The sequence below is a fragment of the Brucella intermedia LMG 3301 genome (assembly GCF_000182645.1).
GTDB lineage: Bacteria > Pseudomonadota > Alphaproteobacteria > Rhizobiales > Rhizobiaceae > Brucella > Brucella intermedia.
In genome coordinates this window covers 706,470-727,799 of sequence record NZ_ACQA01000002.1, presented here as the reverse complement: position 1 = coordinate 727,799, position 21,330 = coordinate 706,470, and the positions used below count along the sequence as shown (strand labels likewise).

Genomic DNA, 21,330 nt, shown 5'->3' with positions numbered 1-21,330 from the left:
GTGACGGCGATGTCGTTCATTTCCTTGCGCCTCAGGCACGGAGCCGCCCTTGTCGCCATCGCACTGTCGCTGGCGACCGGCGCTGCGAGCGCCGACACTGTCGATCGTTTCACCGATACGTCGCGCATTGTTTCCGTTGGCGGATCGCTGACGGAAATAGTCTACGCTCTCGGGGCGGAAAATATGCTTGCCGGTCGTGACCAGACAAGCGTTTATCCCGAAGCCGTCAAGAAGCTGGCAGATGTGGGATATATGCGCCAGCTTGCCCCCGAAGGCGTGCTTTCGGTCAACCCGACCGGCATTCTGCTCCTCGAAGGCAGTGGCCCGCAGGATACACTCGATGTCCTGAAAAAAGCGTCCGTGCCGATGATCGTCGTGCCGGAGACCTTTACAGGCGAAAGCGTCGTCAGGAAAATCGAGATCGTGGGCAAGGCACTCGGTCTGGAAGACAGGGCCCGGACGCTTGCTGCAGAAATATCCAGCGACATTGAGGCGGCCGAAAAGGCTGCGGCAGGCCATAACCCACGCAGGCGTGTGCTTTTCGTATTGTCGGCTCCCGGCGGACGCCTGATGGCATCAGGCACCGGCACGGCGGCTGATGGCATGATCAAGCTTGCCGGTGGTGAAAACGTCATCAGCGAATATCACGGATACAAGCAGTTGACCGACGAGGCCGTTGAGAAGGCGGCGCCTGACATGATCCTGATCATGGATACGGGCGCGGATGGGATGACGCCGGAATCGCTCATGAAAAACCCGGTTATCGCGGCAACACCGGCGGGGCGGAACGGAAACATCGTTTCTATGGAGGCGTCCTATCTGTTAGGTTTCGGGCCGCGAACCGGCGCTGCCATTCGTGACCTGTCGGCAAAACTCTATGGCGCTCCTGCGGGGCAGTAACATGGTCGGGCTTGCGCGGTTCCAGCGCAGGCCCGATTGCAAGGATTATTGGAAATGACGATCCAGGGTCGCGTGGCGCGCATGCAGCGCATTACAGCGCGTCATTCAGAAAATGACACGGGAGACCGCGCGGTACGCGCACGGCTCACCATCATATTGCTCGCGGCGGCCTTGTGCTTCGCTGCTCTGTTCAGCCTCACGGCTGGCGCTTCGGATGCGTCCGTGCTTTCGGTTCTGCGCACTCTGACCTCCGCTGGAACCGAGGGCGCGGATGCATTTCGCCGCGATCATCTGATCATCATGGAAATCCGCCTGCCGCGTATCGTCATGGGCATGCTGATAGGGGCGGGGCTCGCGGTTTCCGGGGCTGTCATGCAGGGGCTTTTCCGCAATCCGCTTGCCGACCCGGGCCTCGTCGGCGTTTCCGCTGGCGCGAGCCTTGGAGCGGTTTCCATGATCGTTCTGGGCGGCACCGTTCTTGCGCCGGTCATAGCTGCTCTTGGTGTCTATGCTCTGCCGCTGGCGGCATTCCTTGGCGGGCTGTGCAGCACGTTTCTGCTCTATCGTGTTGCGACGAGGCGGGGGCGGACCTCTGTGGCGACCATGCTGCTTGCAGGTATCGCACTGGCGGCTCTGGCGGGCGCTGCCACCGGCGGGCTTATCTATCTGGCCGATGACCGCCAGCTCCGCGACCTGACATTCTGGGGCCTTGGCTCCCTTGCCGGTTCCACCTGGGCGAAGATCGGCGCCGCAGGTCCGATCATTGCCGTCGTCCTCGCCGTATCGCCCTTGCTGGCACGCGGTCTCAATGCGCTGGCTCTCGGAGAAGCTGCCGCTGGCCATCTTGGTATTCAGGTGCAGCGCGTCAAGAACATCGCCATCGTCACGGTCGCTGCCGCCACCGGCGCGACGGTCGCCGTCGCAGGCGGGATCGGCTTTATCGGTATCGTCGTGCCGCATATGCTGCGCCTTGGCATCGGTCCGGATCATCGCTATCTCCTGCCGGCCTCAGCCCTGCTGGGCGCGACGCTTCTGCTGCTCGCAGATGCGGTAAGCCGCACGATTGTGGCTCCGGCGGAATTGCCGATCGGCATCATCACCGCGCTTTTCGGCGCGCCGTTCTTCCTCTGGATATTGCTGCGCCAGCGCGGCCTGCTCGATCTGTGAGGCTGTCATGATTGAAACAACTTCATTGGGCGTAAGCCTGTCGGGCAAGACCATCATCAGCGACGTTGCCTTTTCCGCCAAACCGGGCGAGGTGACGGCAATCGTCGGGCCGAACGGCTCCGGCAAGACAACGCTGCTGCGTGCGCTTTCCGGTGATATCGCCTATACGGGAACAGCCTGTCTGGACGGCAAGTCCTTCGCGGAAATCAAGCCCTGGCAGATGGCGGCGCGCCGCGCGGTGCTGCCGCAGGCGAGCGCCCTGTCATTTCCCTTCACGGTACGGGAAATCGTGAAGATCGGGCTTACGGGCGGCTACAGCGGTGTTTCTCGCGATGAAGAAAAGCGGCTGCCCGATCTCGCCTTGCAAAGGGTTGATCTTGCCGGTTTCAGCGGGCGGCTCTATCAGGAGCTTTCCGGCGGAGAGCAGCAGCGTGTGCAGCTTGCCCGTGTTCTGTGTCAGGTCTGGAAGCCCGTCGTGGGCGGCAAGGCGCGTTATCTGTTTCTGGATGAGCCGATTTCAAGCCTCGATATACGGCATCAGATCGTCGTGATGGAGATTGCGAAGGATTTCGCGGCGGCAGGCGGCGGCGTGATCGCGATCCTGCACGACCTCAACCTGACCGCCATGTTCGCCGACCGTATAGCGGTGATGAGCAAGGGCAAGCTCGACGTGATGGGGACGCCGCGCGAAGCGTTGACTGACGAGCGGCTCGAACGTGTCTACGAATGCTCGTTACGGGTCGGCGTTCCGCCCGAAAAGGGCGTGCCTTTCATACTGCCGCAATCCGCCTATCGCGCCGCCGCAGAATGAAAAAAGGTCCGGCAGCAAGCCGGACCTGTTCGTTCGCACCCTGGCGCCGAGCCGTCAGCTCGCGACGCGCTCCGGTTCCATCTCATCGAGACCAAGCAGGTGCCGCACATTCGGGCGCGCCTTGACGAGGTCGGCAATGCTGTACTTCATCAGCACGGCAAAGAAGGCATTGAGCGCTTCGCGCAGCGCCGAATTCAGTGCGCAGCTATCAACCAGCGGGCATTCGGTGGCGTCGTTTTCGAAGCACTCGGCCATGGCGAAGTTTTCTTCCGTCACCCGCACGACGTCGAACAGTGAAATGTCCTGTGCCGCGCGTCCGAGCCGCACGCCGCCATTGCGACCGCGCACCGTTTCTACCAGCCCATGCTCGACGAGCGGCTGAAGAATCTTGAACAAAAACAGTTCAGAAACGCCGTATGCGCGTGCAATTTCCGGAATGCGGCTGAGCTTGCCGTCATTGGCAGCGCAGTACATGAGCATACGAACGGCATAATTCGTCTGGCGGGTAAGACGCATCACTGTTCCTTTCAACACGTCTTGAAGCAATCTCGCCTCCACAGAGGCAGCGATGCTCCAATCCTTGAGTTTGCAGCTCCAACCGAAAACGTTCATCCCTGTTTCGGAACTGCTTTTAAATTCTGGTCCTGTCGCATCTGCTTTTCCGAAAGGTTCAAGGCGCGATCGGAACATGCGCTAAAGCGAGTATCTGTTTCTTAACCCACTTTAGAATCATTCTTAAAATATATGAAGTCTTTTCTCACCTTTAAAGGGGAAAAGTTGTTGCCGGCATCAATTCGCTGCGAGTTCCTCCCAGACCGGCCGCAAACGTCCATTTTGGCGTCACTGGCAAACATCTATCCACTCGGCGCTGACGAGTTCGGCCATCCTGTGCGGAGCGATGCGCACGGCGCTGTTGGTAGCCCCGGCTGCAGGCACGACTTCCTCATAGGTCTTCAGCGAAATATCGCAATAGACGGGCAGGGCGCTCGGCAGGCCGAACGGGCAAACGCCTCCGACGGGATGGCTGGTTTCAGCAAGGACAGTCTCGGCATCCAGCATACGCGGCTTCGTTCCAAACTGATCCTTGAACTTGCGATTGTCTATGCGGGCATCGCCACGGGTAACGATGAGAATGGTCTGCTCCTTGGCCGAAAAGGAAAGCGTCTTGGCGATCTGCCCCGGTTCCACGCCATGCGCTTCGGCGGCGAGAACAACGGTGGCGGTGCTGGTGGGCAGTTCGATCACTTCGATTTCAGGCGCTTTGGCCGCAAAAAAGGCCTTTACGGAATCCAGACTCATAGCTTCCCTTTTCTTATTTTGATTATTACACTCAAGTTTAAGCCGCATTATGACAAAGGACAAGTCCGGTCGCTTCATTGCGGCATTTTTGCATAAAAACTCTATCAGACCGGCGTCCGGATCTGCAACAAATGATGAAGGTGTTGGAGACGGCAGCGCGCCTCATAACACGGCAGCCCGCCGCGCCGTGTTATGAACTGGCGTTCGGGCTGCTTCAAAGATCGACCGGGCGACCGGAGGCTTCTTCTTCCAGGGTGACCGCCACATTCGCATTGGCGGAAAGTCTTACCTTGTCGCCTTCAACGTCGGCAACGAAGCCAAGTTCGATATAATGGTGATGGTCGGCGTGCTGGCCGGAATTATCGGTCTTCTTGAGCTTGATGCGGTTATCTTCAATGTGGTCGACCGTGCCGACATGAACGCCATCGGCTCCGATTACTTCCATATTTTCGCGGATTTCGTGCTGCATGGGATTTCTCCGTGTTGAATTCTGCCGAAATGGCGATCTGTGATAGAGGCTTGCTCGCAAGAACCTAGTGCGCATCCGGGCGCTGGCCATGGCATCGACATCGAAAGTTGCATTTCGAGCGCCGGATCGAACTGTTGTCCTCTCAACCTGCCGCCGTTTTGATCTTCGCTATTCGGAATGCTGGCAAATGAAACAGTGCACGTTGACGTGAAAAGAAAAGCTGCTAAGAAGTCACTCGCTGAGCGATTGGTCGCAAATCGGTAGCTTGCTGCGGTTTGCTGCTTTACCGGAATCGGGAAAAGCACGAGAAATCAATTGCCTGGAGGGGTGGCCGAGCGGTTTAAGGCACCGGTCTTGAAAACCGGCGTGCAGGAGACTGTACCGTGGGTTCGAATCCCACCCCCTCCGCCATTTTCATCGAATTCAATAAGTATCAGCGGTATTCGGTTGCAAGGGTGCGCGCGTTGCGGGCTACGACGCCCGTATTGAAAGCCTCCCTCCTTCTCGGTCCCAAGGACGGCCGAGCTTGTGCAACTGTGGAAGGCCACGGTGCCACCAAGCTGCAATCCTTGCAAAAGCGGACTCAAATATACTACAAAGTCCCATTGGTGTTCATGCCAATAAAAATCATGAACATTATCACTATGACGACCCCGAATAATGCAAGGGATTGGAGAATAGAGAATGTATCAATTTCCATATTCATTAATCCTAGAATATAATATTGTATAGACTAGCATAAAATTACTTGACACGCCAGAAGATGATTCTCGATTGGAGAGGTACGCTTTTTTATTGCGCTAATACTCGAGATTACTTTCGCTCAGGGGTGCGAAAATGAGAAGGGCGCGACAGGTTTCGCGCCCGGAGCGGTGCTCAAGAAGCTTCTTCTTCGATCACATTCTGTGCGACCTGTTCGATGCCGCCATTGAAGCGTTCGGCGGCCAGCAGTCCGAGCCATACGGCGATGAGGCATAGCACGACCGAAAAACCGATATTGAACAATGCCTTGCCCGGTTGGCCAGCCCGGAGGAGGTCCATTGTCTGCAAGCTGAATGACGAGAAAGTGGTGAAGCCACCGCACACGCCGACCATGAAGGCGATGCGCCAGATTTCCGGGATGGGAAAGCGGCCTTGTTCCAGCGTCAATGCGCCGAAGAACGAGATTGCAAACGAACCGATAATATTGACGACGATAGTGCCCCAGGGAAGCTCACGACTTACGGGGAGCATCAAGAGGGCCAGCCAGTATCGCGCGACGCTTCCGATCGCTCCGCCGAGCGCTACAACGAGGGTAGCTTGCATTGTTCTGTGTCCATTCAATAATGGATAGAGGCTTCGCCGTCTGCTTCCGGAAGCTTGATAAGTATCCTGCTTCACGAGGCACTGCGACGCGCTCTTCTCCTGTTTCAATTCAAGCAGGAGTCATCAGCCAATTGCTGGCAGTTTCGGGAGAACCCCATTCCCATCACGTATGGCAAAGGCCATGGGGGATTTATACTGAAAACCGAGACCGCCCGTCAATCTGACGGGCGCGGCTCCATCGCCCGTGCCGATCACAAAACGGTAATCAGTTGAGAGCGCCGCCTTTGCGCCGACCCAGACGGCGTCTTGCGGCGTCGCTTGCGCGATAAATGAATGAAGCGGGTGCGGGCAAGGTGCGACGCATGAAGGCGACCTTGCGCAAATAGTTTTCGATTTTCCAGGTAGCCCATGTGCCACCGCGGAAATAGGCGACGTCGCCCGCCCGCAAGATGCGGGTGCCGCCGTCCGCATCGGTGACGTGGACTTCGCCTTCAAGGATATAGACGGTTTCGTCCCAGCCGAAATACCAGCGGAAGGTGCCTGCGGTGCAATCCCATATAGCGGTATAGGCGGCGCCGTCCGCGCTTGCCGATTGCTCGCTGGAACGGGCCTGCGGATTGCCATCCAGCACCCAGTCGGGATTGATCGGCGCGGGCTTCAACTCCATTTCCATTGCATTGTCGGAGACGACGGCGGGCCCCTGGGGCGCAACGAAGACCCTTGGCATTGTCCGAGCTACAGCAAGGACGGCACTCGCAAACATCAATTTCCAAGCCATGATTTCCCCCGATTGGCTGCCACCCATCAGATAGCGGCTAATCGTCAGAAATCGGTTAAGGTGCGGGGCGAAATCGGCCGCCCGTGCAACTAATGCGATAGGCGCGGGCGGCAGAGTTTCCATATCAGTGGCACTGCGAGAATTGCGATGGCCCCGACGCCTGCGAAGAACGGTCCATATCCGAAATATTGCGCCACGTAGCCCGATGCGACGCCGCCCGCCATGCTGATGAGAGCATCCATGCACTGGAACAGGGTGAAGTCCACCCCGGCCTGTCTCGGGTCCGACCAGTGCATGAACTGCGCATAAAGCGCGACGAAACCAAGTGCCACAACGCCGGAGGAACTCGCCACTGCAACCGCAATGAGCACGACGCCTGCATTCTTGTCCGAGGAATGGAGAGCAAAGAACAGGAAGCAGAAAGCCTGCAGCAGCAGGGCCGCGACCAGAATGCCGCGAACGCCGAAAGCGCGAACCAGCCAGCCACCGGCCAGCGCCGCCGCAAGGCCGATGAACATGCTGCCTGCTCCGTTCAGAATGCCGACTGTGGTGAGGTCAAGCCCTGCATCGATGAGAAACGGGCCGAGCATTGCCAGTCCGGCCTTTTGTGCGATCACATAGACCGCAGCCGCCGCAAGGCCGCGTCTCATCTCCGGTCGCCGCCATGCGGCCAGCAGGGAAGGGGTGTGAGGGCGATCCTCGACCCTGTCTCGGCCGCGCGAAAAGACCGCGAAAGGAAGGCCCAGCAGCACGAGGACTGCGGCCATGGTCCAGATGGCGACCTGCCAGCCCGCTTTGTCCACGAGGATCAGAAAGGCACCGGCGCCGATGGCCGACCCGAGATAGGCGCCGCCGACCTGCGCTGCATTGCCCCAACCGTAGTTTTCGGGCGACAGGCTTTGCACGGCATAGCCGTCACAGGCGATGTCCACGGTGGCCGTGGCAAAGGCGACGACGGCCAGGATCGCAAGCAGCAGATAGACCTGTCCCGGATCGACAAAGCCGATGACAAGGAGGCAGAGAACGGACAGAAAGCCGCCGCCGAGAATAATGGTGGCGGTGCGGGTTTTGCCCGCCGGAGGCAGCCGGAAACGCTCTACCGCGGGCGCCCAGAGAAACTTGAGCGCCCAGGGCAGAATGATGAGCGAAACGAGGCCGATCTGGTCGAGCGATACGCCATTGTCGCGCATGATCGCTGGCAAACCCGTCCACGTCATGCCGCCAATGACACTCTGGGCGATGTAGAGGCCGCCGATCGTCGCAAACACGGCGACCGGCGAGGGTGCTTTGTCCATCCGCTCCATTTGGGCCATCAGAAGCGGTAGCGGAGGCTGCCGAACATCTGGCGGCCTTCCTGCTGATAGCAATAGCCTGCCGTGCAGACCGGGTCGCGATTGTCGAAGATGTTCTTGGCGTTGACCTGCAACAGAACGCCTTCAAGCTTCGGATCCTGATAACCGAAATCATAGGAAACGGCGGCATCGACCATGATGCGGGATTCGTTCTTGAAGCTGTTCAGATCGTCTCCATAGCTGGAGCTGACGTAACGAATGCCGGAACCGAGGCCGAGACCGGCAAGCACGCCGTTCTCGATCTTGTAGTTGCCCCAGAGCGACAGGACATCGTTCGGCGTGCCGGAGAGTTCGTTGCCGACGGTGCCTTCCGCGCCCTTGTCGATCTTGACCCGCAAGTGGGTGTAGGAAGCGATGATGCCGATGCCGTTATCGAGCGTGGCATTGGCTTCAAGCTCGAAACCGCGCGAATTCAGATCGAGCTGGCGCTGCTTGTTCATGCCCGAAGACGCATCGAGCACGATGCCGTCCTTCTGGTCGATGTCGAACAATGAAGCGCTGATGACGGCGTTATAACCGGGAATTTCGTATTTGACGCCGATTTCCTTCTGGCGACCGATGGTCGGATTTGGCGACGTGCCTGTCATCGCTCGCGACGTCATCGTAAACGAAGCCGATATTGGGAGAGAAGGAGGTCGAATAGTTGACGTAGGGGATGAGCCCCCCATTCGGTCTTGTAAGCCACGCCGACGCGTCCCGAGAACGCGCTGTCGTTCTGCCTGGTATCGGTATAGTCGACATCCGTGGTCGTGGACTTCACCCAGTCATAACGGCCACTGCCGAACACGGTGAGGTTATCCCACTCGATCTGGTCATGCGCGTAGATGCCGACCTGATTCATCTTCTGGGCGCCGTTGAACGGAACGTCCATTGCGCGAATGTCTTCAATCGACACGTAGGACAGGCCGCTATAGGCCTTGTAGTCCGACCAGGCATAGTCGATGCCAGCGATTGCCTTGTGGGTCAGCGCTCCGGTTTCAAAATCGAACTGCGCCATCGTGTCGACAACGAAGTTCTTCATGCGCTCCTTGTAGTGGCCCCAGTAGCGGGCGAGATCGGCGGTGCCTTCCTGCGGATAATGGCCGCTATATTCAAGGTCGGCATCGACATCGCTGTAGCGGACATTCTGGCGAACGGTCAGCAGATCGTTGAAACGATGCTCGAATTCGTAGCCAACGCGGCCCTGTTTCTGCACGAAATCATTATAGTTCGGATCGCCTTCGTAGAGGTTGGAAACCTCGCCATAGGACGGATTGTAGAACGCAGCCGTGCCCCCGGTCACCGAGCGGGAAAACTCGCTGAGGAATGTAAAGCGCGTGTCTTCATCCGGCTTTATGGTGAATGACGGGGCAATGTAATATTTGTCGTCCGGATAGCCGGGTAGTTCGGTATCGCTAATGCGGCCAAGGCCGGTAATGCGATAGAGGAATGTTTTGTCTTCATTGGCCGGGCCGGACAGGTCGAAAGCGGCCTGATAGCGATTGTGGCTGCCGAACAGCAACTCGACCTCCCGGAATTCTTCTTCCTTCGGGCGCTTGGTGACGACGTTGACGATACCGCCGGGGCCACTCACGCCATAGAGGGAGGAAGCCGGACCCTTCAGCACGGTAATGCCCTCGATGCCGTATGGCTCGGTTTTCAGCCACGCAGACGGGCCGTTGATGATGCGCAGGCCATCGCGGAACATGCCTGTGTAATAGGCCGGAAAACCCCGCAGATAGAACGCGTCATACCGTGTGTCGAAGCCGAAATTGTTTGGATTGGCGCTCGCCGTATAGCTCAACGCATCGTTGAGCGTAACAGGCTTCTGGTCTTCCATCTGGCGCTGGGTGATGACCGAAATGGACTGCGGAATCCTGACGATATCCGTGTCGATCTTGGTGCCTTCACGATCTCTCTTGGCGACATAACCGTCCTGAACGAGCGTGTCGTTGCTCTGCGACTGGATCGTAACCGTGTCCAGAACAAGCGGTTGCGCGCTGTCCTGCGCCAGCGAAATCGCAGTGGAAGCAAGAAGGGTGGAGCAGGTCAAAGCCAGGTTCAGCCGACCGTGACGGGAATTGAAGCGCATGCGGGTCCCTCGGTTCATAAGCCTGTCGCGAGAGTTCCCCGTCTCGTGACATTAAATAGGAGTGTGCTACTCAACTATAAAATGGAGTAAGAGAGTCAACAATTATTAGGGGGCAATCGAAGGGTAAGGGTGAGGTCAGGCTTGCGGCTGCGATCTATCTGCAACACTTTGCCCACGCTGCCGCAACCCTGTATGGCGGGCGTGAAGCAGCTTGCGAACAAGGGTTGTGCCAGGCGCTTGGAAGAGGTCAGCCGATCTCGCGGGATGCGGTCGGCGTGTGATAATAAAGCGGGAAGATCAGGCCGTAGGGAATGGTCACGACATCGGCCATCTGGTCGTCGGTAGGGCGATCATCGCTCATGCTATCGCGGTCCGTGTGACCGGCATCGATATCCAGCTCCGACAGTATGACGATGATCGTGCTCCAGAGCAGGAATGGAAGCAGGGCGATGGCGATATAGATATAGCTCGTGTCCATGCTGCGATGGTGAGCTACGAAGTCTTCTTCATCAAGGAACAGACTTCTCAAGTTCGGCCGCTTTGCAGTCGGATTTTGCTTTTGCCGTGGGCGCCACCGGAATTGCTCCGGTGGCGAAAATCATGCGGAGACGATTGCGTCGTTGGGGGCGGGCAGTTCAAACAGCCGGGCGCCGTTCTCGGTGCCCTTTTCCTCATAGCCGATGATCCGGAACCATTTCACAATGTCGGAACGGTCGAGCCAGCTTCGCGAGTGGACAGGCAGATCGCCCGCCAGCGCCTGAATCTGCCGGATATGCTGCTTGCAGAAGCGCACGGTGTTGCGGTTGAAGAATTCTTCCTTCGCGGCGAAAAGCGTGTCCGTCGCGCCATCCGCTTCGTGCCACGCGATGATTGCCACCACCTTGTCGTCTTGCAGCAAGGCATGTGCACGACCTTCCCGCAGGTTCATCATCAGGTTGTCATAGGCGGCTTTGGTATCCTTGCCGGCGGCGATATATTCGATCGCCATGCGCCTCGAAAGGTCATGAAAAACGCTTTCAAGATCACCGACAGTCGCTGTGCGTGCCTTCATTTTTCTGACCTCCCTTCGTTTCACTCCCGTCGTGCGCAAACCACGACGGCCCATAATGACCTCTTTCGGCCACCGCTTTCAACGTGAAAAGCCGGGGCCGGTTCCGGTCGGGCGAGGCGAATTATCCCTGCGGAAGCGGGCTCAAGGGCGTTGCCGGGCAATATCGGCGGGCAAATCCTGCAATCACGTGCCTGCAATCACGTGATTGTGAAAACGAGGTGCAAAACCGCCAAGGCAAGCGGATTTCCGGTCGTTCTGCGGGGCTTTTCCGAATGCGCTAAAGCCCCGGTTTTATAGAGACCTGGGGATGTTTATGCACAACTAGGGTACAAGATATTTGAACTATTCTGAAGGTATGTGTATCCAGCGTATATGTTTCTCGTCTGCGTATCGTGGAATTTCTCGGAAACACTCAAAAAGTCTTACCCACCAGATCGGCAGGAAACGACAATGACCGACCTCCCCGGATATCCGAGTCGTCGCAGTTTTCTGAAAGCCTCCGCAGCAAGTGTGATGCTTTCAGGGCTCGCTGTCTCAGCAAAAGCGGAACCGCAAACTCCCCCGGTTCCACTCGAACAATATGAACGCCAATATTTCAATGAAGTCGAATGGGCTTTCGTTCTTGCAGCCACGGCGAGACTGATTCCGTCCGAAGGCGACGGCCCCGGCGCTATCGAAGCCCGTGTTCCCGTATTCATCGATCTCCAGCTCGCCGGCGATTTCGGTCGCGCGGATGACTGGTACATGGTCGGACCCCACGATCCGTCCGCAGATCCGACGCGTGGCTGGCAGACACCGCTGAACCCTGCGCAGATTTACCGTCAGGGCATTCCTGCATTCAACGCATGGTGCGAGCAGAAGTACGGCGCGGCTTTCTCCGCCCTGACTGCGGAACAGCAGGATGCGGCGCTGACCTCGCTGCAAAAAGGGGAGGTCGGCCTTCAACCTGAACTGCGCGACTTCTTCACGCTTCTTTTGCAGAACACCAAGGAAGGCTATTTCGCCGATCCGATGTATGGCGGCAATCACGGCATGCAGGCGTGGAGCTATATCGGCTTCCCCGGTGCGCGCGGCAGCTACAAGGAATGGGTCGAACGCTACAATGTTCGCTACCCGCTGGGCCCGGTCTCGATCAAGGGCGAAAGGGCTTAACGATGGCACGTCAGGAAAAGAAAAAAGACGTGGTTGTGGTCGGCCTCGGCTGGACCGGAGCCATCCTGTCCATGGAACTGGCGCAGGAAGGGCTTGAAATCGTCGCGCTCGAGCGCGGGCATGACCAGAACACGGTCCCGGATTTCAAATATCCCAACATGATCGACGAGCTGAAATACGGCGTGCGCCTGAAGATGATGCAGCGCGCCAGCCAGCAGACCGTCACGATCCGCCGCAACGCCGACGAAGTCGCCTTGCCCTACCGCAGCTTCGGCTCGTTTCTGCCCGGCAACGGTGTCGGCGGTGCAGGCACGCACTGGAACGGCCTGAACTGGCGTCCGCAGCCCGAAGAGCTGCGCCTGCGCTCCTATGTCAAGGAACGCTGGGGCGAGCAGATCATTCCCGAAGACATGCTTCTCGGCGACTACCCGATCCACTATGACGAGCTGGAGCCTTTCTTCGACCGTTTCGAGCGCATCGCGGGCATTTCCGGCAAGGCGGGCAATCTGAAGGGAAAGATCGTCGAAGGCGGCAATCCGTTCGAGGGCTGGCGTTCCAATGACTACCCGATGCCGCCGATGCACACGACCTGGGATGGACGGAAGTTCGCCGATGCGGCTCAGGGCATGGGGTATCACCCGTTCCCGTCGCCGGGCGGCATTGCCTCGACCGCCTATGTCAACGAATATGGCATGCAGATGGGGCCGTGCAATCACTGCGGTTTCTGCGAGCGTTTCGGCTGCTACCAGTATTCCAAATCATCGCCGCAGACGGCCATCCTCGATGCGCTGAAGCGCATGCCGAACTTCTCCTATCGCACGGAGTCTGAAGTTCTGCGCGTCGAAATGGCGCCGGACGGCAAGACCGCCACGGGCGTGACCTATTTCGACGAGGCGACGCAGGAAGAAGTCTTCCAGCCTGCCGATATCGTCATCCTGGCGTCCTTCTCGCTCAACAACGTGCATCTGGCGCTTCTGTCGGGCATCGGCCAGCCATACGACCCGGTAACGGGCGAGGGCGTCACCGGGCGCAATTATGCCTATCAGATGAACGGCGGCGTGACGCTCTTCTTCAAGGATGAGGAATTCAACCCCTTCATCGGCACCGGCGCGAACGGCATGTGCATCGACGATTTCGGTGTCAACCAGATCGATTTCGGACGGGAAGGCTTCATCGGCGGTTCGTACTGGCGCGCCGGCCAGACCAACGGCCAGCCGATCCGCAGCATGGCGCTGCCATCCGGTACACCGGCATGGGGCGGCGCGTGGAAAAAGGCCATCGCCGAATGGTACGGCCATTCCATGTCGATCGGCAGCCATGGTTCGCACATGTCCTACCGGACCAACCATCTCGATCTGGACCCGACCTACAAGGACCGTCACGGTCGCCCGCTCATGCGCATGACCTTCAACTGGAATCCGAATGATATCCGGATGACCCAGTACATGAAGACCAAGATGGAAGCGCTGGCCAAGACGATGAACCCCGACCTGATGCAGTCGTCCTTCAAGAAGGAAGGCGCGCAGTATGACGTGCGCCCATACCAGACGACGCACAATACGGGTGGCCATATCATGTCGGACAATCCGCGTGAGGGCGTGGTCAACCGCTATTCGCAGGCATGGGACAAGCACAATGTGTTCCTGACCGGCGCGGGCAATTTCGTGCAGAACACGCAGTACAATCCGACAGGTCTGCTCGGCGGGCTTGCCTATTCGACTGCGCATGCGATCCGCACGCAATACCTGTCCAATCCGCGTCCGCTGATCTGAGGAGAATGGTGATGAAGACTTTTCTTCGCATAATCGGCGCTCTCGTCGTCATCGGAATTGTCGCGCTGCTGGCCTTCATCTTCGTGCCGGTACAGCTGACGAAGCCAACCAGGGAACCGGCGGCGGACTGGAAACCCGCCGAAGGGCAGGGCCAGTATGTCATGTATGCATCGGACTGCATGGCCTGCCACACGGCGGAAGGCGGCAAGCCTTTTGCCGGTGGACGCCCGATTGCAAGCCCAATGGGTACGATCTGGACGACCAACATCACCCCGGACAAGGAAACCGGCATCGGAAACTGGACGCTCGATCAGTTCCGCGCCGCTCTTTATGACGGCATTCGTGCCGATGGCTCACATCTCTATCCGGCAATGCCTTACGAGAACTATCGCAAGCTGACCGAGGAAGATGTCCGCGCGCTGTATGATTATTTCATGCATCAGGTACAGCCGGTGAACAATGTCGTTCAGGAAACCAAGCTCGGCTTCCCGTTCAACATGCGTTTCGGCATTCGTGCATGGAACTGGCTGGCTCTCGGTCAGGAAGCGGGCTTCAAGGCCGCAGGCAAGTCGGAAGCACAGGATCGCGGCCAGTATCTGGTCGAGGGCCCGGCTCACTGCGCCGCCTGCCACAGCCCGCGCAATCCGCTGATGGCGCAGAGCGGCACGCAGGTTGGTGACAAGGACTTCCTCACCGGCGGCGTCGTCGATGGCTGGAACGCACCGTCGCTGCGCGGCGCAAATTCCGCCCCGCAGAAGTGGTCCATCGAGGAACTGGCGACCTATCTTGCAACAGGCCGCAATTCCTACTCCACGGCCAATGGCGAAATGGGCCTTGCGGTCGAACATTCGCTTCAGCATCTCACCGATGCCGACAATCTGGCGATTGCCGCATTCCTGAAGGGGATTGACGGTGCTGCCGTTGAAGTGCCGCAGGAGTTTGCCGTGAAGGCGTCCAAGGCGCTGCCAGCCGCCCCGGCTGATGCCGCCGGTGAAGCAACGACAAAGATGCTGACCGAAGCTTCTCCGGATATGCCGCTTGGTGCGCGGCTCTATCTCGACAACTGTGCTGCCTGCCATTTCGTGACGGGCAGGGGCGCTCCGGGTATCTTCCCCGAGCTTGCCGGTAATGATCTGGTGACAGGTTCGGAAACGCAGCCGCTGATCTCGATCATCCTGCACGGCGCCGAGGTTCCGTCCACGGCAAAGCGTCCGATGCGCCTTGTGATGCAGGGCTACGCCGACCGCCTGACGGACGATGAAGTTGCCGAACTGGCTACCTTCGTGCGCTCCGCATGGGGCAACAGCGCCGGGCCGGTGAAGGCGGCGGATGTTGCAACGGTCCGCAACAGCCAGACCCACTGACAACAAAGCGCCGATCTGACTGGATCAGATCGGCGCTCTGTCTCTTTATTTTGGGCGATCTTTCCCGAAAACCGTTTCACACTTTTCGGGATGCTCTTTAAAGAACGGCGGAATGAAAGTTCCGCCGTTTTGTCATTCAGGCGGCTTCGATGTCGCGCATCGGCGGGTTGCCGTAGAAGCGGCTATATTCGCGGCTGAACTGCGACGGGCTTTGATAGCCGACCCGATGGCCTGCCGTACCGGCGTCCAGCCGCTCGACCAGCATCAGCCTGCGGGCTTCGTTAAGGCGGAGCTGCTTTTGATACTGTACCGGCGTCATCGCCGTGATCGCCTTGAAATGGTGATGAAACGACGACGCGCTCATATTGACGTGTTCGGCAAGCTGTTCGATCCGCAACGGTGCGGCAAAGTTCTGGCGAAGCCATGCGATAGCCCGCGCTATACGGTTGGCCTGGCTGTCGGCGGTGGCGATGTTGATCAGTCGCTCGCCGCCGGGACCCGTCAGAAGGCGATAGAGGATTTCCTGTTCGATCAGGGGCGCCATCACCGGAATATCGTCGGGGTTGTCGAGAAGGCGCAGCAGGCGCAAGGCTGCATCCAGCAGGCCCGCAGGCGCGGCATTGACGGTTATTCCCCATTGATCGCCATCGGCCATCATCCGTCTGCGAACATCCACACGGCCGATCAGGTCGGTCAGTTTCTCGCTGTCGATGGCGAGCGCCAGGCACAGATGCGGCGCTTCCGGGCTCGCCTCCACCACCCGCCATGTGACCGGCAGGTCCAGCGACGTCACCAGATATTCGCCCTTGGTATAGTTGATCGTTTCGGAACCGAGGCGCAGCGATTTTGCGCCTTGCAGCACCATGGCGAGGCAGGGCCTGTAACTGCTGTGGCACGGTATGCTTGGCGTCGTGCGCCTGCTGATCGACAGACCTTCGATCGGCATGCGGTATTCGCCGTCCTGTGCGGTGAAACGCTCCGCGAGAGCGGCAAGCTCGTTATAGGTCTCTGTCAATGACGTCATGGATGATCCGGTTCAGACGATGTGGAATAGAGCAATTATTGCGCAAGCGGGTCGGTATCGGCAATCGCGAAACAGGCAGTTTTGCAGGATCGTGCAAGAAGCTTGCAGGATCGGTCTACCGCATCTGCCCGTGTCTCCGGCATATTCCGCCTGCTTCCCCAATCCAATAAATGGAGTCTATCATGGCCATAGCAAGAGGTTATGCTGCTACGGATGCAGACGAGCCGTTGGTTCCGTTCACATTTGAACGGCGCGAGCCCAACGCGGATGACGTGGTCATCTCGATCCAGTATTGCGGCGTCTGCCATTCCGACATCCATACCGTTCGCAATGAATGGAAGAATGCCGTTTATCCCATCGTTCCGGGACATGAAATCGCGGGCGTCGTGACTGCCGTCGGCGATGCGGTCACCAAATTCAAGGTCGGCGACAAGGTCGGCGTCGGCTGCTTCGTGGATTCCTGCGTCGGCTGCGCCAGCCGGGATGTCGACAACGAGCAATATCTTCCGGGCCTCATCCAGACCTACAACACCTTCGACGCCGAAGGAAAGGAACGGACGCAGGGCGGATATTCGGACCATATCGTCGTGAAGGAAGGATATGTCCTTTCCATGCCCGACAATCTCCCGCTCGATGCGGCAGCGCCGCTGCTTTGCGCGGGCATCACGCTTTATTCGCCGCTGCGTCACTGGAATGCAGGTCCGGGCAAGCGGGTCGCGATCATCGGCATGGGCGGGCTCGGGCATATGGGCGTCAAGCTCGCCAATGCCATGGGCGCGCATGTGACGGTGCTGAGCCAGTCGCTTTCCAAGAAGGAAGACGGTCTCAAGCTCGGCGCCCATGAATATTACGCCACCAGCGACGCTGCCACCTTCCAGAAGCTGGCCGGAACGTTCGACCTCATCATCTGCACGGTTGGCGTCGCCATCGACTGGAATGCCTATCTTGCGCTGCTCAAGGTAAACGGCACCATGGTTGTTGTCGGCGTGCCGGAACATATGGTGCCTGTGCATGCCTTCTCGCTCATTCCGGGCCGCAAGTCGCTTGCGGGATCGATGATCGGCTCGATCAAGGAAACGCAGGAAATGCTGGACTTCTGCGGCCAGCACAACATCGTTTCCGAAATCGAGAAGATCAATATCCAGGAGATCAACGAAGCCTATGAACGCGTCCTGAAGAGTGACGTGCGCTACCGCTTCGTCATCGACATGGCTTCGCTGGCAGCATGATGTAGCCTGGAGGAGAGGGCATTTCCCGTTTCAACCGAACATTGGAGATGCACGTCTATCCAGAAATGCAAAACCCCGGCCCATCGGTGCCGGGGTTTTGCCTTGGATAATCAGTGCCTGCGCAGGTTTTTCCATACCAGCGCGGCTGTCACCGTCAGAAAAGCCGCAAGGATCGTACCCTCTATTATAAAATACCAGTGCATGAGCGAAGCTCCTATGCCGGAACTCTGCCGCCGCCAGATCGAACGTTCGGTGCCCACGGAATTGCTGTTTGCGGTTCTTCGAGAATATTTCGCTTGAGGGCGAAGCCTGCTACCGCATGGCGCGCGACGTGCAGGGGTTTGAGACCGTTCTGCGCATCACAACATGCCTTCCATGTCATTTCATATATGACATCGCGGTCATGCTCCGGCCATTCATAAAGATAATCTATTGCATCTTCAACGCAGGCAATTTCGTGAATGAGATAGGGCCCATCCTTAACAAATACAGGGCTGTCAAACAAACGGTCGCTCATCAGAACCTCCATTTGATCGAACGAAAATGTTAGTGTGACGGCGTCGATTTAGTAAGCCGCCACGGCCGTTCAAGTGGCCGGAATAAAAAAGTTTTCAGCTTCTGGGGTTTAGGGGCAGGACCCTGTCAATTTGATGGAAATGGCGCCTGAAATGACAAGGGCTGCCAGGAGAGACGCACAGGCACATTGCTTATCGCTTATTACAAAGAGCTGAATTACACTCTGTCGGGCAGCATCTTGCGGTTGGGGGAACGCATCCTTGGGTTTTGACGAGAATACTCTGTTTTTTGCGGCGGGTATCTGCTCCCTGGCAGTGGCCCTGACGATCCTGAGTGTCTGGTACCAGAACTCCCGCGACAGCTTCCTGTTATGGGGTTGCCTTGGCATGATCCTGCTCGGCACGGGGGCGGTGCTTTATTATGCCGGTCCGTTGCCGCTGGCCACGGCCTCCATCATTGCCTTCACCCTCGAAAGCCTTGGCTTCATACTGCTGATCCTCGGTTCGCGGCAGATTTCGGGCCGTGCGGTTCGCAGCCGCTTTTTGATCGTTCTGGCGATTGCCGTCATCAGCGCGACGGTGCTGCCGATCCTGGCGGGACAGACGGGCACCGGCACGGCAATTTTCAACCTGACATCGGCCCTGTTGCTCCTGCTGACCGCGAAGGAATATTTCCATGTCTATCGCGAGGCGCCGGTGCCCGTGACAGGCATGATCGCGCTTTATGTCCTGACGGCGATCTCGTTCTTTCTGTGCGGTGCCGTGATCCTTTATGAACGGCAATGGGTGATGACCGCCATTCCCAGCAACTGGGCTGAAAATATCAATGCGATAACGGCCATCATCGGGATTACGGGCATGGGCGCCCTGTCGCTGAATTTCACCCAGTCGCGTATTGCGCGCCGCCATGCCAATGATGCGCGCACCGACAGCCTGACCGGTTTGCTGAACAGGCGCGCCCTTTACGATGTGCTGACCGACAATGAATTGCAGCTCGGGGATTCCGTCGTGATCTTCGACCTCGATGCGTTCAAGTCGATCAACGATACGCACGGGCCACATCATCGGCGATGAGGTGCTTGGAACCTTTTCCAATGTCCTGCGCAGCCATGTCAGATGCGAGGCGCTGATTTCCCGTGTCGGCGGCGAGGAATTCGTCCTGGTCCTGCGGCAGAAGCAGAACAGCGAGGTTCTCGCCATGGCGGATGCGATCCGCAAGGCCTTCGCGGCGACAGTTTTTGAAGCTCTGGCCGGAGATTTTTCCACGACGACCAGTGCGGGCATCGCATTCTGTACGCCGGGAGACCGTGATTTCCTGACCGTGTTCCACCGGGCGGATGCCGCGCTTTATCGCGCCAAGCATCTGGGACGCAACAAGGTATGCACCGAACTGCACAGCGTCGCCTGAACCCTCTGGTCAGCAATGAAAATGGGCCTGAATTTCAGGCCCATTTCCTCTGGCTCGTCATGTGCCGAAGCGTTCTTCGCTGAGCGCCGCCGCCATCAAGGCCCTGGTATAGTCTTCGCGCGGGCGGTCGAAGACCTGTTCGGTGTCGCCCTGTTCGACGATCTTGCCGTTCTTCATCACGATCACATAGTCCGAGACGGCGCGCACGACCGCCATGTCGTGGCTGATGAAGAGATAGGACAGTCCATGGTCCTTTTGCAGGTCGCGCAGAAGCGTGACGATCTGCTTCTGGACCGAACGGTCGAGCGCACTTGTCGGCTCATCGAGCACGATGACGCGCGGTTTCAGGATCATCGTGCGCGCAATGGCGATGCGCTGGCGCTGGCCGCCTGAAAACTCGTGCGGATAGCGGTTGCGCATGGCCGGATCGAGGCCGACTTCCTTCAGCGCCTCCTGCGCGCGGCGGTCGCGTTCCTTTGCCGAAAGGTTCGGTTCGTGGATCAGAAGCCCCTCGGTAATGATGCGTCCGACCGTCATGCGCGGGCTCAGCGAGCCGAACGGGTCCTGAAAGACGAGCTGCAATTCACGGCGCTTGGGGCGCATTGCTTGCGGCTCGTGCGGCAATTCCTGCCCGAGATAGGCGATGCGGCCCTCGGAGGCTATCAGCCGCAGGATGGCGCGCCCCAGCGTGGACTTGCCCGAACCGGATTCGCCCACAATGCCGATGGTCTGGCCCTGCTTCAGCGTCAGCGAGACATTGTTGACGGCTGTGAGGTAGTTGGCGGCGCCAAGCCACGGCTTGCTGATGAGAAAATTGACCTTCACATTATCGGCGCGAATGAGAACCGGCGCATCATCGCGGGGAGGGGCTTTTTCGCCTTCCGGCTCGGCGTTGAGCAGCATCTTCGTATAGGCGTGCTCGGGCGCGGTGAATAGCTTTTCCGTCTCGTTCGTTTCGACCACTTCGCCGGAGCGCATCACGTAAACCCGGTCGGCAAAGCGCCGCACGATGCCGAGATCATGCGTGATGAAAACCACCGCCATTCCAAGCCGCTTCTGCAGATTGGCCAGAAGGTCGAGAATCTGCGCTTGAATGGTGACGTCGAGCGCGGTCGTCGGTTCGTCGGCGATCAGGATATCCGGCTCGTTGGCGAGCGCCATGGCGATCATGACGCGCTGGCGCTGGCCGCCCGACAGTTCATAGGGATAGCTGTCGATGCGGCGTTCCGGTTCGGGAATGCCGACGAGCCTGAGCAGTTCGAGAATGCGCGGGCGCGCATCCTTCTTGCTCAACCCGCGATGATAGCGGAGCGGCTCTGCAAGCTGGTCCCCGATGCGGTAAAGCGGATCGAGCGATGTCATGGGCTCCTGAAAGATCATGGTGATCTTTGCGCCGCGGATGGTGTTGAGCTTCTTTTCGGGCATGCCGATCAGATCCTGCCCGCGATAGAGCGCCTGGCCGGTAGCCCTGCCGTTCTGGGCGAGAAGGCCCATCATCGCCATCGTCGTCTGGCTCTTGCCCGAACCGGATTCTCCCACGATTGCGATCGTCTCACCCGCTTTGACATCGAGATTGATGCCGCGCACGGCTTCGACCGGGCCATCATGCGTGTCGAAAGTGACCTTCAGGTCGCGCACGCTCAGAATGTTTTCACTTGTCATC

22 protein-coding genes, 1 tRNA gene and 1 riboswitch are annotated in these 21,330 nt (G+C 58.5%); of the genes, 10 read left to right on the top strand and 13 right to left on the bottom strand.

The window, feature by feature from the left end:
* Positions 1-9: 9 nt before the first annotated feature.
* From OINT_RS15815 to OINT_RS15805, 3 genes are read left to right on the top strand one after another with little or no spacing between them, the layout of a single operon-like run.
* The gene (locus tag OINT_RS15815) at positions 10-900 is read left to right on the top strand and encodes a heme/hemin ABC transporter substrate-binding protein (protein ID WP_006471362.1); all 891 of its coding nucleotides are present in this window, start codon (positions 10-12) and stop codon (positions 898-900) included.
* A 54-nt stretch (positions 901-954) separates the two neighbouring features.
* Entirely contained in the window at positions 955-2,067 is a 1,113-nt protein-coding gene (locus OINT_RS15810) for a FecCD family ABC transporter permease (RefSeq protein ID WP_006471361.1), read from the top strand.
* A gap of 7 nt (positions 2,068-2,074) precedes the next feature.
* Positions 2,075-2,878 (top strand): heme ABC transporter ATP-binding protein, encoded by an 804-nt coding sequence (locus OINT_RS15805; protein ID WP_006468888.1) that lies wholly within the window; start codon positions 2,075-2,077, stop codon positions 2,876-2,878.
* 54 nt (positions 2,879-2,932) lie between these two features.
* On the opposite strand, the gene rirA is transcribed toward OINT_RS15805, so the two are convergent.
* The 3 genes from rirA to OINT_RS15790 all read right to left on the bottom strand — a co-directional run bounded on the left by rirA (position 2,933) and on the right by OINT_RS15790 (position 4,646).
* Positions 2,933-3,394 carry an iron-responsive transcriptional regulator RirA gene (gene rirA / locus OINT_RS15800; protein WP_006471360.1) on the bottom strand — a complete coding sequence of 154 codons (462 nt, stop codon included), beginning with the start codon at positions 3,392-3,394 and terminating at the stop codon, positions 2,933-2,935.
* A gap of 324 nt (positions 3,395-3,718) precedes the next feature.
* Positions 3,719-4,177, bottom strand: a complete 459-nt coding sequence (locus tag OINT_RS15795; RefSeq protein WP_006471359.1) for a YbaK/EbsC family protein — start codon at positions 4,175-4,177, stop codon at positions 3,719-3,721.
* A 214-nt stretch (positions 4,178-4,391) separates the two neighbouring features.
* The gene (locus OINT_RS15790) at positions 4,392-4,646 is read right to left on the bottom strand and encodes a DUF2171 domain-containing protein (protein WP_006471358.1); all 255 of its coding nucleotides are present in this window, start codon (positions 4,644-4,646) and stop codon (positions 4,392-4,394) included.
* A 321-nt stretch (positions 4,647-4,967) separates the two neighbouring features.
* Between OINT_RS15790 and OINT_RS15785 the strand changes: the two genes are divergently transcribed.
* Positions 4,968-5,057 (top strand) — tRNA-Ser (locus tag OINT_RS15785).
* A 465-nt stretch (positions 5,058-5,522) separates the two neighbouring features.
* Here OINT_RS15785 and crcB read toward each other — a convergent pair.
* From crcB to OINT_RS15755, 7 genes are all read right to left on the bottom strand, one after another.
* Positions 5,523-5,951 (bottom strand): fluoride efflux transporter CrcB, encoded by a 429-nt coding sequence (gene crcB / locus OINT_RS15780; protein WP_006471356.1) that lies wholly within the window; start codon positions 5,949-5,951, stop codon positions 5,523-5,525.
* A gap of 107 nt (positions 5,952-6,058) precedes the next feature.
* Positions 6,059-6,122: riboswitch (Fluoride riboswitch) on the bottom strand.
* Between the two features lie 94 nt (positions 6,123-6,216).
* Positions 6,217-6,729 (bottom strand): cupin domain-containing protein, encoded by a 513-nt coding sequence (locus OINT_RS15775; protein WP_031346368.1) that lies wholly within the window; start codon positions 6,727-6,729, stop codon positions 6,217-6,219.
* 89 nt (positions 6,730-6,818) lie between these two features.
* Positions 6,819-8,024, bottom strand: coding sequence for an MFS transporter (locus OINT_RS15770; RefSeq protein WP_006471354.1), 1,206 nt, complete (start codon positions 8,022-8,024; stop codon positions 6,819-6,821).
* A gap of 17 nt (positions 8,025-8,041) precedes the next feature.
* Positions 8,042-8,668 (bottom strand): TonB-dependent receptor domain-containing protein, encoded by a 627-nt coding sequence (locus tag OINT_RS24315; RefSeq protein WP_268870296.1) that lies wholly within the window; start codon positions 8,666-8,668, stop codon positions 8,042-8,044.
* 11 nt (positions 8,669-8,679) lie between these two features.
* Complete coding sequence (locus OINT_RS24310; protein WP_268870295.1) at positions 8,680-10,152, bottom strand: TonB-dependent receptor plug domain-containing protein; 1,473 nt, start codon at positions 10,150-10,152, stop codon at positions 8,680-8,682.
* 247 nt (positions 10,153-10,399) lie between these two features.
* Positions 10,400-10,681, bottom strand: coding sequence for a hypothetical protein (locus OINT_RS15760; protein WP_006468878.1), 282 nt, complete (start codon positions 10,679-10,681; stop codon positions 10,400-10,402).
* Between the two features lie 69 nt (positions 10,682-10,750).
* A complete protein-coding gene (locus tag OINT_RS15755; RefSeq protein WP_006471351.1) occupies positions 10,751-11,203 on the bottom strand; it encodes a hypothetical protein in 453 nt (150 codons plus the stop codon).
* 450 nt (positions 11,204-11,653) lie between these two features.
* Here OINT_RS15755 and OINT_RS15750 point away from each other — a divergent pair, with 450 nt between their 5' ends.
* The 3 genes from OINT_RS15750 to OINT_RS15740 are packed head-to-tail and all read left to right on the top strand — an operon-like array spanning position 11,654 to position 15,491.
* Positions 11,654-12,355, top strand: a complete 702-nt coding sequence (locus OINT_RS15750) for a gluconate 2-dehydrogenase subunit 3 family protein (RefSeq protein ID WP_006471350.1) — start codon at positions 11,654-11,656, stop codon at positions 12,353-12,355.
* 2 nt (positions 12,356-12,357) lie between these two features.
* A complete protein-coding gene (locus tag OINT_RS15745; protein WP_006471349.1) occupies positions 12,358-14,127 on the top strand; it encodes a GMC family oxidoreductase in 1,770 nt (589 codons plus the stop codon).
* An 11-nt stretch (positions 14,128-14,138) separates the two neighbouring features.
* Positions 14,139-15,491: a cytochrome c gene (locus tag OINT_RS15740; protein ID WP_006471348.1), complete on the top strand. Its 1,353-nt coding sequence runs from the start codon at positions 14,139-14,141 to the stop codon at positions 15,489-15,491.
* A 136-nt stretch (positions 15,492-15,627) separates the two neighbouring features.
* Here OINT_RS15740 and OINT_RS15735 read toward each other — a convergent pair whose 3' ends face one another.
* Positions 15,628-16,515 carry an AraC family transcriptional regulator gene (locus OINT_RS15735; RefSeq protein WP_006468871.1) on the bottom strand — a complete coding sequence of 296 codons (888 nt, stop codon included), beginning with the start codon at positions 16,513-16,515 and terminating at the stop codon, positions 15,628-15,630.
* A 182-nt stretch (positions 16,516-16,697) separates the two neighbouring features.
* Between OINT_RS15735 and OINT_RS15730 the strand changes: the two genes are divergently transcribed.
* A complete protein-coding gene (locus tag OINT_RS15730) occupies positions 16,698-17,744 on the top strand; it encodes an NAD(P)-dependent alcohol dehydrogenase (RefSeq protein WP_006471347.1) in 1,047 nt (348 codons plus the stop codon).
* A gap of 214 nt (positions 17,745-17,958) precedes the next feature.
* Here OINT_RS15730 and OINT_RS15725 read toward each other — a convergent pair whose 3' ends face one another.
* Positions 17,959-18,261, bottom strand: a complete 303-nt coding sequence (locus OINT_RS15725; protein ID WP_006471346.1) for a DUF982 domain-containing protein — start codon at positions 18,259-18,261, stop codon at positions 17,959-17,961.
* Between the two features lie 259 nt (positions 18,262-18,520).
* Here OINT_RS15725 and OINT_RS15720 point away from each other — a divergent pair, with 259 nt between their 5' ends.
* A complete protein-coding gene (locus OINT_RS15720) occupies positions 18,521-19,333 on the top strand; it encodes a GGDEF domain-containing protein (protein WP_006468867.1) in 813 nt (270 codons plus the stop codon).
* Positions 19,284-19,667, top strand: coding sequence for a GGDEF domain-containing protein (locus OINT_RS24120; protein WP_235691675.1), 384 nt, complete (start codon positions 19,284-19,286; stop codon positions 19,665-19,667). The genes OINT_RS15720 and OINT_RS24120 overlap by 50 nt, the downstream gene beginning before the upstream one ends.
* Positions 19,668-19,724: 57 nt before the next feature.
* Here OINT_RS24120 and OINT_RS15715 read toward each other — a convergent pair whose 3' ends face one another.
* Positions 19,725-21,329: an ABC transporter ATP-binding protein gene (locus tag OINT_RS15715; protein ID WP_006471343.1), complete on the bottom strand. Its 1,605-nt coding sequence runs from the start codon at positions 21,327-21,329 to the stop codon at positions 19,725-19,727.
* Position 21,330: the final 1 nt, after the last annotated feature.

Coding starts and splice junctions, on each gene's coding strand:
- OINT_RS15815 (WP_006471362.1), top strand. CDS start 10: ATGTCGTTCATTTCCTTGCGCCTCAGGCACGGAGCCGCCCTTGTCGCC.
- OINT_RS15810 (WP_006471361.1), top strand. CDS start 955: ATGACGATCCAGGGTCGCGTGGCGCGCATGCAGCGCATTACAGCGCGT.
- OINT_RS15805 (WP_006468888.1), top strand. CDS start 2,075: ATGATTGAAACAACTTCATTGGGCGTAAGCCTGTCGGGCAAGACCATC.
- rirA (WP_006471360.1), bottom strand. CDS start 3,394: ATGCGTCTTACCCGCCAGACGAATTATGCCGTTCGTATGCTCATGTAC.
- OINT_RS15795 (WP_006471359.1), bottom strand. CDS start 4,177: ATGAGTCTGGATTCCGTAAAGGCCTTTTTTGCGGCCAAAGCGCCTGAA.
- OINT_RS15790 (WP_006471358.1), bottom strand. CDS start 4,646: ATGCAGCACGAAATCCGCGAAAATATGGAAGTAATCGGAGCCGATGGC.
- crcB (WP_006471356.1), bottom strand. CDS start 5,951: ATGCAAGCTACCCTCGTTGTAGCGCTCGGCGGAGCGATCGGAAGCGTC.
- OINT_RS15775 (WP_031346368.1), bottom strand. CDS start 6,729: ATGGCTTGGAAATTGATGTTTGCGAGTGCCGTCCTTGCTGTAGCTCGG.
- OINT_RS15770 (WP_006471354.1), bottom strand. CDS start 8,024: ATGGACAAAGCACCCTCGCCGGTCGCCGTGTTTGCGACGATCGGCGGC.
- OINT_RS24315 (WP_268870296.1), bottom strand. CDS start 8,668: ATGACAGGCACGTCGCCAAATCCGACCATCGGTCGCCAGAAGGAAATC.
- OINT_RS24310 (WP_268870295.1), bottom strand. CDS start 10,152: ATGCGCTTCAATTCCCGTCACGGTCGGCTGAACCTGGCTTTGACCTGC.
- OINT_RS15755 (WP_006471351.1), bottom strand. CDS start 11,203: ATGAAGGCACGCACAGCGACTGTCGGTGATCTTGAAAGCGTTTTTCAT.
- OINT_RS15750 (WP_006471350.1), top strand. CDS start 11,654: ATGACCGACCTCCCCGGATATCCGAGTCGTCGCAGTTTTCTGAAAGCC.
- OINT_RS15745 (WP_006471349.1), top strand. CDS start 12,358: ATGGCACGTCAGGAAAAGAAAAAAGACGTGGTTGTGGTCGGCCTCGGC.
- OINT_RS15740 (WP_006471348.1), top strand. CDS start 14,139: ATGAAGACTTTTCTTCGCATAATCGGCGCTCTCGTCGTCATCGGAATT.
- OINT_RS15735 (WP_006468871.1), bottom strand. CDS start 16,515: ATGACGTCATTGACAGAGACCTATAACGAGCTTGCCGCTCTCGCGGAG.
- OINT_RS15730 (WP_006471347.1), top strand. CDS start 16,698: ATGGCCATAGCAAGAGGTTATGCTGCTACGGATGCAGACGAGCCGTTG.
- OINT_RS15725 (WP_006471346.1), bottom strand. CDS start 18,261: ATGAGCGACCGTTTGTTTGACAGCCCTGTATTTGTTAAGGATGGGCCC.
- OINT_RS24120 (WP_235691675.1), top strand. CDS start 19,284: ATGCGTTCAAGTCGATCAACGATACGCACGGGCCACATCATCGGCGAT.
- OINT_RS15715 (WP_006471343.1), bottom strand. CDS start 21,329: ATGACAAGTGAAAACATTCTGAGCGTGCGCGACCTGAAGGTCACTTTC.